Source organism: Variovorax sp. BGA-UO-ETr-C22, from assembly GCF_059567965.1.
The window spans coordinates 1011224-1025900 of sequence record NZ_JCAQPA010000010.1; the positions used below are offsets into that span (position 1 = coordinate 1011224).

At 67.4% G+C, this 14677-nt stretch carries 9 protein-coding genes and 2 pseudogenes; 10 read left to right on the forward strand and 1 reads right to left on the reverse strand.

The genetic code is table 11. From position 1 onward, the window contains the following. Positions 1–2: 2 nt before the first annotated feature. Positions 3–4739, reverse strand: coding sequence for an Ig-like domain-containing protein (locus tag AC57B8_RS18215; RefSeq protein WP_496480338.1), 4737 nt, complete (start codon positions 4737–4739; stop codon positions 3–5). A gap of 228 nt (positions 4740–4967) precedes the next feature. Between AC57B8_RS18215 and AC57B8_RS18220 the strand changes: the two genes are divergently transcribed. The 10 genes and pseudogenes from AC57B8_RS18220 (at position 4968) to AC57B8_RS18265 (ending at position 14659) form a co-directional block, all read left to right on the forward strand. Beyond that, positions 4968–6548, forward strand: a complete 1581-nt coding sequence (locus AC57B8_RS18220; RefSeq protein WP_496480339.1) for an ABC transporter substrate-binding protein — start codon at positions 4968–4970, stop codon at positions 6546–6548. Between the two features lie 9 nt (positions 6549–6557). After that, positions 6558–6776: pseudogene (locus AC57B8_RS18225) on the forward strand (ABC transporter permease); the annotation flags it as partial. Beyond that, positions 6774–7721 carry an ABC transporter permease gene (locus AC57B8_RS18230; protein ID WP_496480543.1) on the forward strand — a complete coding sequence of 316 codons (948 nt, stop codon included), beginning with the start codon at positions 6774–6776 and terminating at the stop codon, positions 7719–7721. The pseudogene AC57B8_RS18225 and the gene AC57B8_RS18230, both read left to right, overlap by 3 nt. Positions 7722–7739: 18 nt before the next feature. Next, a pseudogene (locus AC57B8_RS18235) lies at positions 7740–7865 on the forward strand (ABC transporter permease); the annotation flags it as partial. 112 nt (positions 7866–7977) lie between these two features. After that, complete coding sequence (locus tag AC57B8_RS18240) at positions 7978–8817, forward strand: ABC transporter permease (RefSeq protein ID WP_095951032.1); 840 nt, start codon at positions 7978–7980, stop codon at positions 8815–8817. Then, on the forward strand, positions 8817–9854 hold the full coding sequence (locus tag AC57B8_RS18245) for an ABC transporter ATP-binding protein (protein ID WP_496480340.1): 1038 nt from the start codon (positions 8817–8819) through the stop codon (positions 9852–9854). The genes AC57B8_RS18240 and AC57B8_RS18245 overlap by 1 nt, the downstream gene beginning before the upstream one ends. Continuing rightward, positions 9854–10849 (forward strand): ABC transporter ATP-binding protein, encoded by a 996-nt coding sequence (locus tag AC57B8_RS18250; protein ID WP_496480341.1) that lies wholly within the window; start codon positions 9854–9856, stop codon positions 10847–10849. The genes AC57B8_RS18245 and AC57B8_RS18250 overlap by 1 nt, the downstream gene beginning before the upstream one ends. Then, a complete protein-coding gene (locus tag AC57B8_RS18255) occupies positions 10846–12153 on the forward strand; it encodes an alanine racemase (protein ID WP_496480342.1) in 1308 nt (435 codons plus the stop codon). The genes AC57B8_RS18250 and AC57B8_RS18255 overlap by 4 nt, the downstream gene beginning before the upstream one ends. 19 nt (positions 12154–12172) lie before the next feature. Then, on the forward strand, positions 12173–13657 hold the full coding sequence (locus AC57B8_RS18260; protein ID WP_496480343.1) for an N-acyl-D-amino-acid deacylase family protein: 1485 nt from the start codon (positions 12173–12175) through the stop codon (positions 13655–13657). 42 nt (positions 13658–13699) lie between these two features. Then, complete coding sequence (locus tag AC57B8_RS18265; protein WP_062481526.1) at positions 13700–14659, forward strand: LysR family transcriptional regulator; 960 nt, start codon at positions 13700–13702, stop codon at positions 14657–14659. Positions 14660–14677: the final 18 nt, after the last annotated feature.

Below are 14677 nucleotides of genomic sequence, written 5' to 3' on the forward strand. Positions count from 1 at the left end.
GCTCAGGGAATCTGGCTCCAGCGCTGGTTGGCCCCGCCATGGCAGGCGTAGGTGGACAGCGCCGTGCCCTGCGTGGTGGTCGAGCCGGGCACATCGAGGCACGCGCCGGAAGACACCCGGTTGCGCAGCGTCGCCCCGACCACGCTCCACTGCGTGGCCGCGCCCGCCGTGCACGCCAGCTGCACCACCGGGCCGCCGCCGGCGTTGGTGTTGCCCTGCGCCAGGCACAGGCCGCTGTGCTTCGCGACGAACTGGCTGTAGCCGCCGCTGCTGTTGACGGTGAAGGTCTCGTTGGCGCCGTTGCCGCAGGCCCACTGCACCACCGTCGCGCCGCTGGCCGTCGAGCCGCCCGACACGTTGACGCACAGGTTGTTGACCTCCGAGCGGATGCGCGTGTCGATCGCCGGTGCCGTGTCGAACGACTTCACGTACTCGCCCAGCGCCTGCAGGTCGGCCGCCGGCAGGCTCGAGGCATTGCCGTGGCCGCCCGCGAGCACGTCCTGCAGCGTGGCCTTCTGGCCGTTGTGGAAGAAGCTCGGGTTGCTCCAGGTGCCGTAGAGCGTCGGGGTGTCGAAGCCCACGCCGGCCAGCGGCTGGTTGCTGCCCTTGCCCGACGAGAGCTGGATCGTGCCCACGTCGTGCCGCAGCCCGTCGCGCAGGCTGCCGGCCGTGTGGCAGGTCGCGCACTGGGCCGTGTTGAACACGGTCTGGCCGCGCACCGCGTCCACGCTGAGGTTGCCGTCCGCCGCGCGGGCCGGGCTGCGCATGTACTTGTTCAGCGAGTTCAGGTAGGCCGCGAGATCGTCGAGCTGCGCATTGCGGCCGGCCTTGGGCACGCCGAGCGGGTCGCCCGTGGCCGAGAAGTCGGCGTTGGTCAGGAAGCCCGTGCCGCCGAACTCGTTGCGGATGTCGTGCTCGAAGTCCTGCACCTCGTCGAAGTTGGCGGTCCAGTGCAGCTTGCCGTGGCCCGTGCCGCGCCGTCCCTGCAGGCTGATGGTGCGGCGCAGGCCCTCGCCGCGCTGCGTGAAGTCCCACACCATGCCGTCGTCGCTGCCGTCGGCATGGCAGCTCGCGCAGGACATGTAGTTGTTCATGCTCATGCGCCGGTCCGACGCGTTGTAGAACACCTGCTTGCCGCGCAGTGCCGCGGCCGCCATCGGCTCCTGCGCGACCGTGGTGATGTTCTGCAGGAAGGCCGGGGCAGCGGACTCCGAGGACAGCACCTGCGCCACGTCGTGCACCGACACCGAGCGCGCCAGGAAATTGTTGACGTACAGCCGCTTGCGCGCCGCATCGAGGTACAGGCCGTGCGGCGCGCTGCTGGCGTTGATTTCGCCGCGCACCGAACGGTTGTAGGCATCGACGATGGCGATGCGGTTGCCCTCCATCTGCGCCACGAAGATGTAGTCGCCGGCCGGCGAGTACAGCGCGGCGCGCGCGGGGGCGCGGTCGTTGAAGTCGAGCTGTTCGCTGAACAGTTCCGCGGCCGTCTGCAGGTTCACCTGCGACAGGATGGAGCGCACCGTCTTGTCGTGCTCCAGCGGCAGGCCGTCGCGGAAGGTGCCGCGCACGATGTTGTCCTTCTTCGAAGGCAAGAGCGCACGCGCGCCGTCGGGCGAGATCACCACCTGGCTCAGGTAGTTGGGCACGCCGCGCGAGGCGGCCTCGGTGTCGACCGTGGTCGTGTCGACCGCCAGTGCGATCGGGGTGGCGGCGCTGAAGCTCTGCAGGTTCACCTTGTGCAGCTGGCCGCCCGTCATCTTCGACTTGAAGCGCGTCACGTAGGCCGACTGCGAGCTCGCATCGACCGCGATGCCGCGCACGCTGCCTTCCAGGGCGAGCGTGCCGGTGGCGGCGCCGGTGGTCGGGTCGAAGCTGACCAGGGCCGACTTGCTCTCCAGCGTCAGCAGGCCCTTGGTGCCATTGGGCGTGAAGACGACGCCGTACGGACCGCTGCCGTAGGCCAGCGGCACCGTCGTCGACAGCATGCCGTCGGCCGCGTTGAGCGCCACCAGCTTGTCCTCGCCCTGCACCGTGACCCAGATGCGGCCGTCGGGGCCCACAGCCAGCGTCTTGGGCTCATCGCCCACGCGCACTTCCCAGCGCTTGGCGAAGGTCTGCGCGTCGATGGCGGCCACCGTGCCGCTGTCGGGGTTCACCGAATACACCGCGTTCGCATCGCCCGCGATGTTGGTCGTGTGCGTCGGCGCCGCCGCCGTGACAGGTGCGATCACCGTGAGGTTGTACGTGTAGAAGGTCTCCTGGCCGTTCGCGGCCTTCACCGTCAGCGTCACGGTGTAGTGGCCGGGGCTGCTGTAGGTGTGCGTGACGCCGGGCTGCGAGGCGTACGCGCTCTGCGTGCCGTCGCCGAAGTTCCAGCGGAACTGCGCACCGGTGGCACCCAGCGTGGCCGGGTTGAAGTTCAGCTGGCCGTTGACGATCTTCGGTGCGCCCACGATGCCGGGATCGCCGATCACGGCCTGCGCCCGCAGCGCCGCCACGTCGGTGTCGCCGAGCACGCGGGCGTACACGCGCACTTCGGCCAGCGTGCCCTTGAAGAGTGCGGCGTTGCCCTGAATCTGCCCCAGCAGCTGGAACTTGGTCGACAGGCCCTTGGTGCCGGTCGGGCCGGTCGAGGTGGTCTTCACGCCGTCCACGTACACCGCCTGCGCGCCCGAGGCCGCATCGCGCGTGAGCACGACGTGGTGCCAGTTGCCGTCGTTCACGGCGCTTTGCGAGCGCGTGCCCGCGTTGTCGCCCACCGACAGCTTGATGTTGCCGGTGCTGTCGAGCCAGCCCCAGAACACGTCGTCGACGCCCGGCGACTGGTCGCGCCCGAAGATGCCGGGCGCGGTCCACGAGTTCGCAGCGCCGGCCTGCGTGGTCTTCATGTAGAAGCTCAGCGACGCCGTACCGCCCAGCGTGGTGGATACGCTGTCGTTCTTCAGCTGCACGCCCGCGGTGCGATTGGCGAAGTTCAGGCCGATGCTCTCGAAAGCATCGCCGGTGGCGGGGGTGCCGTTGTTGGCGCTGATCTGGTCACCCAGGTTGCCGGTCAGCGCCCAGTGGTGCATCAGGTTGATGTCGTTGGCGTTGCCGGTGTTGAAAGTGGAGCGGTAGTCGGCCGCGATGGCGTTGCCCGCATAGTCCTTCAGGCCGTTGGCGGGCAGGAACACCTCGTAGGCGGTGCCCGGCTGCAGCGGCTGCGCGGGGTGGAAGTTGACGATGCCCAGCTGCACGCTGTAGGTGCCCGCGAGCGTGTTGCCGCCCACCGGGCGCACGATGAAGGTGTTGGCGTTCACGCTCTCGGGCCGGATGCTGTCGGTCATGCCCAGGCCGATGCGCGAGCTGAGGGCCTGCTGCTTCGCACCGTTCACGGGCGAGACCTGCTTCACTTCGGGCTTGGTGGTGTCGGGGTCCACCGCATGCACGATGAAGCCGCTGCCCGAGCCGTGGTCGTTGCCGACGTAGATCAGGTTGCCGAACGGCGACACCTGGCCGTGGTCGGAGCTGGAGAAATCGGGATGCGTCGTTGCGAACAGTCCGCCGCGCCCGACCTCGACGTGGTTGAGCGGGTTGCTCACATCGACCTTGTGGATGTAGTTCTGCGCGCCCTGGAACACGAAGTTGTCCTGCGTGCTGCAGTACAGCTGCTGGTTGATCACCAGCCGGTTATCCTCGGCCACGAAGCGCGAGCGGTCGCTCAGGTCGTAGCCGTACATCTTGCCGCCGCTCTCCTGTGCGGACGCGTAGACCTTCTTGCCGTCGAAGCAGGTGGAGTAGTAGCTGGCGGTGGACCCGGAGACGGTGTCGAGCACCTTGGGATTCAGCGGGTCCGAGATGTCCAGGCTGGCGAAGCCGCTGGTGTTGGTCATGGACGTCAGCACCATGTGGTTGCCCATGGTGAAGATCGGCCCCACGCGAAAGCCGCCGAGCTCGCCCGTCGGTATCGGGTTGGGCTTGCCGGCGCCGCGGTTCGCGAGCACTGCGTTCGCGGGGTCGGTGGCGTCGATGACGAACACGCCCTGCTCCGCCGCCGCCACGTACAGGTAGGGCGCCTGCCACCACAGCTGCCAGCTCACGTTGTTGTAGTCGCCCTTGTTGACGTTGGGCAGCACCAGCTTCTTCACTTGCTTGACGTCGTTGATGTCGGTGAAGTCCCAGAACTCCACGCCGAAGACGCTGGGCACGGCGACGTACTGCTTGCCGCCGATGGTGGCGATGCCGATGGAATGCGGCTCCCTCAGTTCCTTGGTGCGGCCGTCCGGCTCGTAGATGCGCTTGACGAGCCGCAGGTTGCGCGGATCGGAGACGTCGTAGAGCAGGAAGCCGCCAGGGCCCAGCCCGCCATCGGGCGTGAACGTCGTCAGGAAGTAGCCGTTGATCATGAGGCCCACGTTCTGGCCGTAGTGGTACTTGGTGTACCCGGCGGTGGGGTGCGTCACGCTGCCCCCGGGGATCTTCGGCACGTCGGCACCGGTGCCCGCGCCGACGCCGGTGTCGACCTCCTCCTTGATCATCGAGATGGGCTTGAACAGCTCCGCCTGCGTGTAGGTCAGGTTGCCCAGTCCGGGTCCCTGCAGCGGCAAGGGGTCGGCCACCAGGTCAGCGGCCGCGGAGGCCATGCTGGTGGCGGCCTTCCTGATCGTGTCGAGGGGATTCACCCCGGTGATCGCCGCATGCGTCAGCAACGCACAGCCGAACAGAAAACCTACCGCAAGAACTTTCTTGGTGCTCATTTTCATCCTCGCAAATTCGATCGGACGCCATCTTTCGGTGGGAAAAGATTCGACCGGAATCTAGCAGCGGATGCGTGCGCGAACGGCATTGAATTTCGAAGGGAGGATTCGAATATTTAGATCATTGCTCAGGGTAAATGGTGATGTTTTGGCATAGGTTGTGCTTCAAAGTTCGGGCCTGAAAAAAGTGAATTCATTGCCCACCGATCGCCCATGAAGGAACACCCCATGTCTCACGCCGGTCTTGTTGTCCAGCGCCTGCCTCGTCTGTCCAAGCGCAGCCTGCTGGGCGCTTCGCTGCTCGCGGTGCTGTGCGCCACGCTGCCCCACCATCCAGCGCATGCGCAGGGCCCGCGCAACTTCGCCACATTGGCGATGGTGGCCGAGCCGCAGACGCTCGACCCGATGGCCTCCACGGCCGACCTGGTCGGAACCATCATGCAGCACGTGTACGAGACGCTGTACACCTTCGACGCCAAGTGGAATGTGGTGCCGATGCTGGCCGAGGGCATGCCGAAAATTTCGGCCGACGGCAAGACCTACGCGATCACACTGCGCAAGGGCGTGGCGCTGCACAACGGGCGCGAGCTCACGGCGGACGACGTGGTCGCCAGCCTGCAGCGCTGGATGGACCAGTCGCCGCGCGGCAAGGCCGTGGGCAAGGAAATCGAGAGCCTCAAGGCCAAGGGCCCGCTGGGCGTGGAGATCGTGCTGAAGGCGCCGTATGCACCGCTGCTGTCGCAACTGGCTTTGCCCAGCAATGGCACCGCCGCGATGATGGCCAAGGAATCGATGGCCTCGCCGCTGAAGGACTTCGTCGGCACCGGCCCCTACAAGTTCAAGGAACGCCGCCCCGACCAGTTCGTGCTGCTCTCGCGCTTCGACAAGTACGCCGCGCGCAAGGAACCTGCGAGCGGCTACGGCGGCAAGCGCGAAGCGGTCATCGAAGAGCTTCGCTTCGTGCCCGTGCCCAACGCCAGCACGCGCGTCGAAGGTGCACTCGCGGGCCAGTACGACTTTGCCGACCTGCTGCCGGTGGAGGCGCTGCCGCGGCTGGAGAAGGCCGGTGGCAAGACGCTGCCGATCATCACGCCCGCCTTCGGCTTTCCGCTGGTGGTCTTCAACACCAAGGAAGGCCCGCTCGCCAGCCAGGCCGTGCGCCAGGCCCTGCAGACGGCGATGGGCCAGGGCGAGATGCTCGCGGCCGGCTTCGGCGACACGCGCTTCTTCATCGCGGAAGCGAACCACTTCCCCAAGAGTTCGCCGTTCTACTCGGCGGCGGGCACCGACCAGTACAACCAGCGCAACGCCACCAAGGCGAAAGACGCCGCCGCCAAGGCTGGCTACAAGGGCGAGCCGATCCGCGTGCTCACCAGCCGCCAGTACGACTTCCACTACAACATGTCGCTGCTGATGGCCGAGCAGCTCAAGCGCGCCGGCTTCAAGGTCGACCTCAACGTGGTCGACTGGGCCACGCTCACCCAGCGCCGCAACGACCCGCGGCTGTGGGAAATCTTCATCACCCATTCGGGGCTGTTCCCCGAGCCCATGCTGTCGCCGCCGCAACTGGGCGACGGTGCACCAGGCTGGTGGGACTCGCCCGCCAAGAAGGCCTCGCTCAGTGCGTTCAACACCGAGAGCGATCCTGCCAAGCGCGGCGCGCTGTGGGGCAAGGTGCAGCAGGTGGTGTACGACGAGGTGCCGTACATCAGCGTCGGCAAGTTCAACGCCCTCTCGGCCAAGAGCCCGGCACTGGACAACTACCAACCCACGAACTGGCCCTTCTTCTGGAATGTGAAGATCAAGTAGGAGGCGCGCTTGTTCCGTTTCATTGCCTCGCGCTTCGCCGGCATGCTCATCGTGCTGGCGCTGGTGGCCGTGCTGGTCTTCGTGCTCACGCGCGCGGCTTCGGGCGACCCCATCTCCGTGCTGTTGGGCGACCAGGCCACCGCCGCCGACATCGCCCGCGTGCAGAAGGACTACGGCCTGGATAAACCCCTGCCCGTGCAGTTCGGCTACTGGCTGCGCGAAGTGCTGNCATCGCTTCGCTACATCGCCTCGCGCGCGGGCGGCATGCTCATCGTGCTGGCGCTGGTGGCCGTGCTGGTCTTCGTGCTCACGCGCGCGGCTTCGGGCGACCCCATCTCCGTGCTGTTGGGCGACCAGGCCACCGCCGCCGACATCGCCCGCGTGCAGAAGGACTACGGCCTGGATAAACCCCTGCCCGTGCAGTTCGGCTACTGGCTGCGCGAAGTGCTGCAGGGCAACCTGGGCACCTCGATCTTCCTGCAGCGCCCGGTCACGCAGGCGCTGTGGGAGCGCGCCGAGCCCACCACCTTGCTGGCGCTGCTGGCCGTGGCCATCGCGGCGCTCATCGGCGTGCCCTGCGGCATCGTCTCGGCCGTGTTCCGCGGGCGCGTGGTCGACCAGTTCTTCACCGGCATCGCGATGCTGGGCGCCAGCATTCCCAGCTTCTGGCTGGGCATCGTGCTGATCCAGATCTTTGCGGTGTCCTTCGGGTGGTTCCCGGTGTCGGGCTACGGCGCGCCCGATGCACCGTTTGCCGAGAGATTGCACGCGCTGGTGCTGCCGGCCACCGTGCTGGGCCTCTTGAACTCTGCGCTCATCATCCGTTTCACGCGCGCCTCGATGCTCGACGTGCTCGGCGAGGACTACGTGCGCACCGCACGCTCCAAGGGCCTGAGCGAGAAGGTCGTCGTCTTGAAGCACGCACTGCGCAACGCGCTGGTGCCCATCGTCACGGTGATCGGCCTGACGGTCGCGCTCATGATCGGCGGCGCCGTCATCACCGAGACCGTGTTCGGCCTGCCGGGCGTGGGCAACCTCGTGGTCAACGCCGTGCTGCGGCGCGACTACCCCGTCATCCAGGGCGCGCTGCTCGTGATTGCCGCGATCTATGTGCTCATCAATTTCTCGATCGACCTGCTGTATGCCGTCGTCGATCCGCGCGTGAAGGTCTGAACGATGCGCATGCCTCGAATGCTCCGCCAGCTGATGCACCGCCGCATCGTGATGGTCTCTGCCCTGGTGCTGCTGGTGATTGCCGTGCTCGCTGTCGGTGCGCCGTTGTTTGCTTCGGCCGACCCCAACGACACAGNTCATCGAAGATCGCCACCGCGCGCGTCCAGCCCGCCGAGGCGCCGCGATCTATGTGCTCATCAATTTCTCGATCGACCTGCTGTATGCCGTCGTCGATCCGCGCGTGAAGGTCTGAACGATGCGCATGCCTCGAATGCTCCGCCAGCTGATGCACCGCCGCATCGTGATGGTCTCTGCCCTGGTGCTGCTGGTGATTGCCGTGCTCGCTGTCGGTGCGCCGCTGTTCGCGTCGGCCGACCCCAACGACACGGCTGTTTTGCAGCGCCTGAAGGCGCCCAGCGCCGAACACCTGCTCGGAACCGATGAACTCGGGCGCGACATGTACTCGCGCATCGTGCACGGCGCCCGTTACTCGCTGGCCATCGCCGCGCTCACGGCGCTGGGCGCGGTGATCGCCGGCACGGTGCTGGGCCTCATGGCCGGGTTCTTCCGCCGGCTCGATGCACCTTTGATGCGCGTGGTCGACGCCATGATGTCCTTCCCCGACATCCTGCTGGCCATCGCGCTGGTGGCCATCCTCGGGCCGTCGCTGATGAACACCGTGCTCGCGCTGGTGCTGGTGTACACCCCTCGCGTGGCGCGGGTGGTGAGGGCTTCGACGCTGGTGGTGCGCGAACTGCTGTTCGTGGAGGCCGTACGTGCCTTGGGCGTGCGCACCTCGCGCATCCTGTGGCGCCACATCCTGCCGAACCTGATGTCGCCGATCCTCGTGCAGGTGTCGTTCATCTTCGCCTACGCCATCCTGGCGGAAGCGGGCCTGTCGTTCCTCGGTGTCGGCGTGCCCCCCGAGATCCCCACCTGGGGCACCATGGTCGCGGGCAGCCAGCAGTATGCGCACCAGGCCTTCTGGGTCGTGCTGTTCCCGGGCCTGGCGATCATCTTCACGGCGCTGTCGCTGCAATTGCTGGGCGATGGTGTGCGCGACCTGCTCGATCCGAAGCTCAAGAAGACCTCGTGATGACGAACGCGAACAACACCCCACGCCTCACGGTCACCAACCTGAGCACGAGCTTCCCCACCGAAGACGGATTGATCCGTTCGGTGGCCGACGTGAGTTTCTCGATCCAGCCCGGCAAGACCACCGCGCTGGTCGGCGAGTCGGGCTCGGGCAAGTCGGTCACCAGCCTCACGCTGATGCGCCTCTTGCCCAAGACTGCCAACGCGCAGGTCAGCGGCAGCGCCTCGTTCGTCACCCGCGAAGGCAAGACGCTCGACCTGCTGCAGATCGGCGAACGCGAGATGCGCTCGCTGCGCGGCAACCAGCTGTCGATGATCTTCCAGGAGCCCATGACCAGCCTGAACCCGGTGTTCACCATCGGCGAGCAGATTGCCGAGAGCGTTCGCCTGCACAAGGGGCTCGATCGCAAGGCCGCGCTGGCCCATGCACTGCGCATGCTGGAGCTGGTGGAGATTCCGGCTGCCGCCCAACGCATCCACGAGTACCCGCACCAGCTGTCGGGCGGCATGCGCCAGCGGGTGATGATCGCGCTGGCCATGGCCTGCGATCCGACGCTGCTGATCGCCGACGAGCCCACCACGGCGCTGGACGTGACCATCCAGGCGCAGATCCTGGAATTGATGCGCCGGCTGCAGGCCGAGACGGGCATGAGCATCCTGTTCATCACGCACAACCTGGGCGTGGTGGCGCACCATGCCGACGACGTGGTGGTCATGTACTCGGGCCGTGTGGTCGAGCGTGCGCCCGTGCGCCCGCTCTTCGCGCAGCCTGAGCACCCGTACACGCAGGGCTTGTTGGCCTGCCTGCCGGGCAAGGCGCGGGTTCCTGGGCAACCCAAGCCCAAGCGTCTGTTCGCCATTCGCGGGCAGGTGTCGAGCCCGCTGGCGCCGCCACCCGGCTGTGCCTTCGAGCCGCGCTGCGACCAGGCGCTGGCGAGCTGCAAGGACGCGATGCCGCCGCTGATCGACATCCGGCAAGACCGCCAGGCGCGCTGCGTGCGCGTGCAGCCTGACCAACCGCTCGCGAGGGCTGCATGATGACCACCGCTGTTTCTTCCTCTCCCCTCATCGAAGTCCGCGGCCTCAAGAAATACTTCGGCAGCAGCGAGCGCCCCGTGCGCGCGGTCGACGACGTGTCCTTCGCGATCCACCCCGGCGAGACGCTGGGCCTGGTCGGCGAATCGGGCTCGGGCAAGAGCACCATCGGGCGCACCGTGCTGCGCCTGGTCGAGCGCACCGAGGGCCAGGTGCTGTACCGGGGCGACGACATCGGCGATCTTTCGGGCGAGCGCATGCGCAAGCTGCGCAGCAAGCTGCAGATCATCTTCCAGGACCCGTACGCCAGCCTGAACCCGAAGATGCGCATCAGCGCCATCCTGGGCGAGGCGCTGTCCACGCACGGGCTGCACAAGGGCGCGGCGGCACGCGACAAGCGCATTGCCGAGCTGCTGGAGACCGTGGGCTTGCGCCCCGAGCATGCGAGCCGCTTCCCGCACGAGTTCTCGGGCGGCCAGCGCCAGCGCATAGGCGTGGCGCGCGCGCTGGCCGTGGAGCCCGAGTTCATCGTGGCCGACGAGCCGCTGTCTGCCCTCGACGTGTCCATTCAATCGCAGGTCATCAATCTGCTGGCGGACCTGCGCGAGCGCCTGGGCCTGACGATGCTCTTCATCTCGCACGACCTGGACGTGGTCGAGTACCTGTGCGACCGCGTGGTGGTGTTGTACCTGGGCAAGGTGATGGAAGTGGCCACCACCGAGGAGCTGTTCGCGAACCCCTCGCACCCCTACACCCAGGCGCTGCTGGCCGCGAGCCCGAAGCCTGATCCCGAGATGGCCACCGAGCGCATCGCCTTGAAGGGCGACATTCCCAGCCCGATCTCGCCGCCCTCGGGCTGCGTGTTCCGCACGCGTTGTCCGCATGCCATCGAGGCCTGCGCGCAGACGGTACCCAGCCTGGATGAGGTTTCCCCCGCACACTACAGCGCCTGCATCCGCAAAGAACTGCTCTCCAACACCGCCGTTGCACGACCATGACCGACATTTCTTCCTCGACACACGATTTCATCGACCCGCTGCTGAGCGACCGTTTCAAGGGCTACCCGCGCACCCAGCCGCCGCGCCTGCGCAGCGAAGTCGGTGCCGCCGGCTGGAACGTGCTGGCCGGCGATCTGCCGCTGCCGCTGGCCGTGCTCAAGCGCGAGGCGCTCGAGCACAACCTCCAATGGATGCAGGCGCGCGTGCGCGAATGGGGCATCGACCTGGCGCCCCATGGCAAGACCACCATGTCGCCGCAGCTGTTCCAGCGCCAGCTCGATGCCGGCGCCTGGGGCCTGACCTTTGCCACCGTCACGCAGCTGGCCGTGGGCGTGGCTGCCGGCGCGCGCCGCACGCTGATCGCCAACCAGGTCGTGAGCGACGAAGACCTCGCGGGCATCCAGCTGCTGCTGGCCGACCATGCGGACCTGCGTGTGGTGTTCCTGGTCGACTCGCTGGCGCAGCTGGCGCTCATCGAAGACTGGTCGAAGCGCCATCCCGCGAGCGTGCCTTTTGAAGTGATGCTCGAGATCGGCATCGACGGCGGACGTACCGGTTGCCGCACGCATGCAGAGGCAGTCGCCGTGGCGAGCGCGGTGCGTGCCAGCAGCGCCGCGAAGCTGGTGGGCATCGAGAGCTACGAAGGCCTGAATGCCACCGGGTCCACCGAACAGGACACCGCCTTCGCCAAGGCCCTGATGGACCGGATCGAAGCCGTCGCGCGTCATTGCGACACGCAGCAGCTCTTCGAGACCGACGAGGTGCTGGTCTCGGCCGGTGGCTCGGCCATCTTCGACCTCGTGGCCGGGCGCCTGAAGCCCGCGCTGGGCTCGCCGGTGCGCGGCCTGCTGCGTTCGGGCTGCTACGTCACGCACGACCACGGCTTCTACAAGCGCATGGTGAATGTGGCGGATGAGCGCATGGGTTGCGAGTGCGGCGAAGGGCTGACGCCGGCGATGGAGGTCTGGGCCAACGTGCAGTCGCGGCCCGAGCCAGGCCTGGCGATTCTCTCGGTGGGCAAGCGCGACATCTCTTTCGACATGTCGATGCCCATTCCCATTGCGCTCGCAGCACGCGGTGCATTGCAATCGCACGCTGTGCCCGCCAGCTGGAAAGTCACGGCACTGAACGACCAGCACGCCTACCTGCGCTGGGACGCGAACGACGAAGCGCAAGCCCCGGTCGTCGGCGACCGCGTGGGCCTGGGCATCTCGCACCCCTGCACCACCTTCGACAAGTGGCACTGGATGCCCGTGGTCGAGAACGACTACCGCGTGAGCGATGCGGTCGTGATCCATTTCTGAGCAAGGCACGCATCCCTCCATGAACACACAGAAGAACAGCGCGACGCTGCTCGAAGGCGGCCTCGTGGTCGACGGCTCGGGCGGCCCTTCGTGGCCCGGCGACGTGCTGCTGCAGGGCGATCGCATCCTGGCGCTGGGCGACGGCCTGCGCACGCGGCTGCCTGCAGGGTTGAACATCGCCGACGTCGACGTGGTCGACTGCCGCGGCAAGGTGATCGCGCCCGGCTTCATCGACGCGCACACGCACGACGACGCCATCGTGCTGCGCGACCCGCTGTGCCTGCCGAAGGTGTCGCAGGGCATCACCACCGTGGTCACGGGCAACTGCGGCATTTCGCTGGCGCCGTACCGCACGCCGCAGTCGAAGCCGCCGCTCACGCTGCTGGGCGCGGACTCGTTCAAGCACGCAACCATGGCCGAGTACCGCGCCGCCGTCGATGCGACGCAGCCCGCGCTCAACGTGGCCGCACTCGTAGGCCACACCACGTTGCGCTTCGCGGCAATGCAGGCACTCGACCGGCCCGCGAACGGCGATGAACTGGCTCACATGGCCGCATTGCTCGACGACTGCATGGCCGCCGGCGCACACGGCCTGTCGTCGGGGCTGTTTTACGAAGAAGCGTTTGCAGCACCGGCCGAAGAAGTCACCGCGCTCGCGCGCGTCGTGGCGCGCCATGGCGGCGTGTACGCCACGCACCTGCGCAGCGAGATGCAGCAGATCATCGAAGCGATGCACGAGGCCGGCGACTCGGCGTTCGAGGCCGGCGTGCCCTTGATCATCTCGCACCACAAATGCGCAAGCCCCGCCAACTGGGGCCGCACCAAGGAGACCCTGCCGCTGATCGATGCCCTGTCGCAGCGCCAGGAGATCGCGATGGATGTCTATCCCTACGTGGCCGGTTCCACCGTGCTGCGCGAGGACATGGTGGATGGCGTCATCGACGTGCTGCTGACCTGGTCCGAGCCCCACCCGGAGATGACCGGGCGCCTCATCGCCGACATCGCACGCGAATGGGGCACCACCGAGAAGGAGGCAAGCCTGCGCCTGAAGCCCGGCGGTGCGTGCTATTTCCTGATGCAGGAAGAAGATGTGGAGCGCGTCATCGCGCATCCGCGCACCATGATCGGCAGCGACGGCCTGCCGCACGACCGCCATCCGCATCCGCGCCTGTGGGGTGCGTTCCCGCGCGTGTTCGCGCGCTACTGGCGCCAGCGCAAGCTCTTCACGCTGGAGCAGGCGGTGCACAAGATGACGGGCATGACGGCGCGCAACCTGCGCATCGCCGATCGCGGCCTGCTGCGCGTCGGCACGATGGCCGACGTGGTGGTGTTCGACCCCGAGACCATCACCGACACCGCCACCTACGACCAGCCGCTGGGCGTGAGCGAAGGGATCGAACGCGTGTTCGTGAACGGCGTGCTCGCATATCGTGGGGCGAACGAGGCGCGCGTGCTCGCGCGCGCGGGGCGCATGCTGACACGGCAGCCACGCGCCGCGAACTGAGCGTCGCCGCGCCCCTTCCCCGCCATCCCGTAGAGTGCACGCATGATCGAATCCACCACCCTTCGGTACTTCTACGAGGTCGCGGCCTTTGGCTCCGTGCGCGTGGCGGCGGAAAAGCTCTTCGTCGCCCAGAGCGCCGTGAGCCGGCAGATCGCGCTGCTGGAAGACGAACTGGGCGTGCCCGTCTTCGAGCGCCACGCGCGCGGCATGGCGCTGACCGCAGCCGGCGAACTGCTGCTGCGCTATGCGCAGGACAACAAGACGCAGCTGGCCGACCTGAAGGGCCAGATCCACGAGTACGAGACGCTGGCCAAGGGCCATGTACGGGTGGGCTGCGTGGAAGGCATCCTGCACGGCCTGCTCACCAGCTTCATGCCGAGCTTCATCCGCACGCACCCGGGCATCACCTTCTCGCTCGATCTCATGGGCTCGCATGCGGTGGGCGAGTCGGTGGCGGAGCACAAGTACGACCTGGGCATCCTGTTCGGCGCCTCGCCGCGCCCCGACCTCATCGAGCTGCAGAAGATCGAACAGCCGCTGTGCGTGATCGCTTCGACGCAGCATCCTCTTGCACAACAGCGCAGTTGCACGCTCGCGGAAGTCGCCGACGCGCCCCTGGCGTTGCCCGACCGCTCCTTCGGCCTGCGCCAGCTGGTCGACCGCGTCAGCTCCAAGGGCAAGTTCAAGCTGAACATCGCGGTCGAGACGAATTCGCTGTCCTTCGCGAGCCGGCTGGTGGCGGAGTCGGACCTCATCACCTTCCAGCCGAGCGACGTGGTCGCGCCGCTGATCGAGGCCGGCAAGGTGGTGGCCATTCCGCTCACCGATGCGTCGCTGCGCTCGGCGCGCGCCACGCTGGTGGCGAGCTATTCCCGGCGGCTGTCGCTCGCGGCCAATCACCTGTCGCAGTCGCTGATCGCCTACATGCAGGGGTGGCAGCGACCCGTGAAGCCGGGGCGCGCCACCGCCGCTCGCACACCCGCCAGGGGAAAGCCGGAATAGTTCCGGCGCGCGGGATCG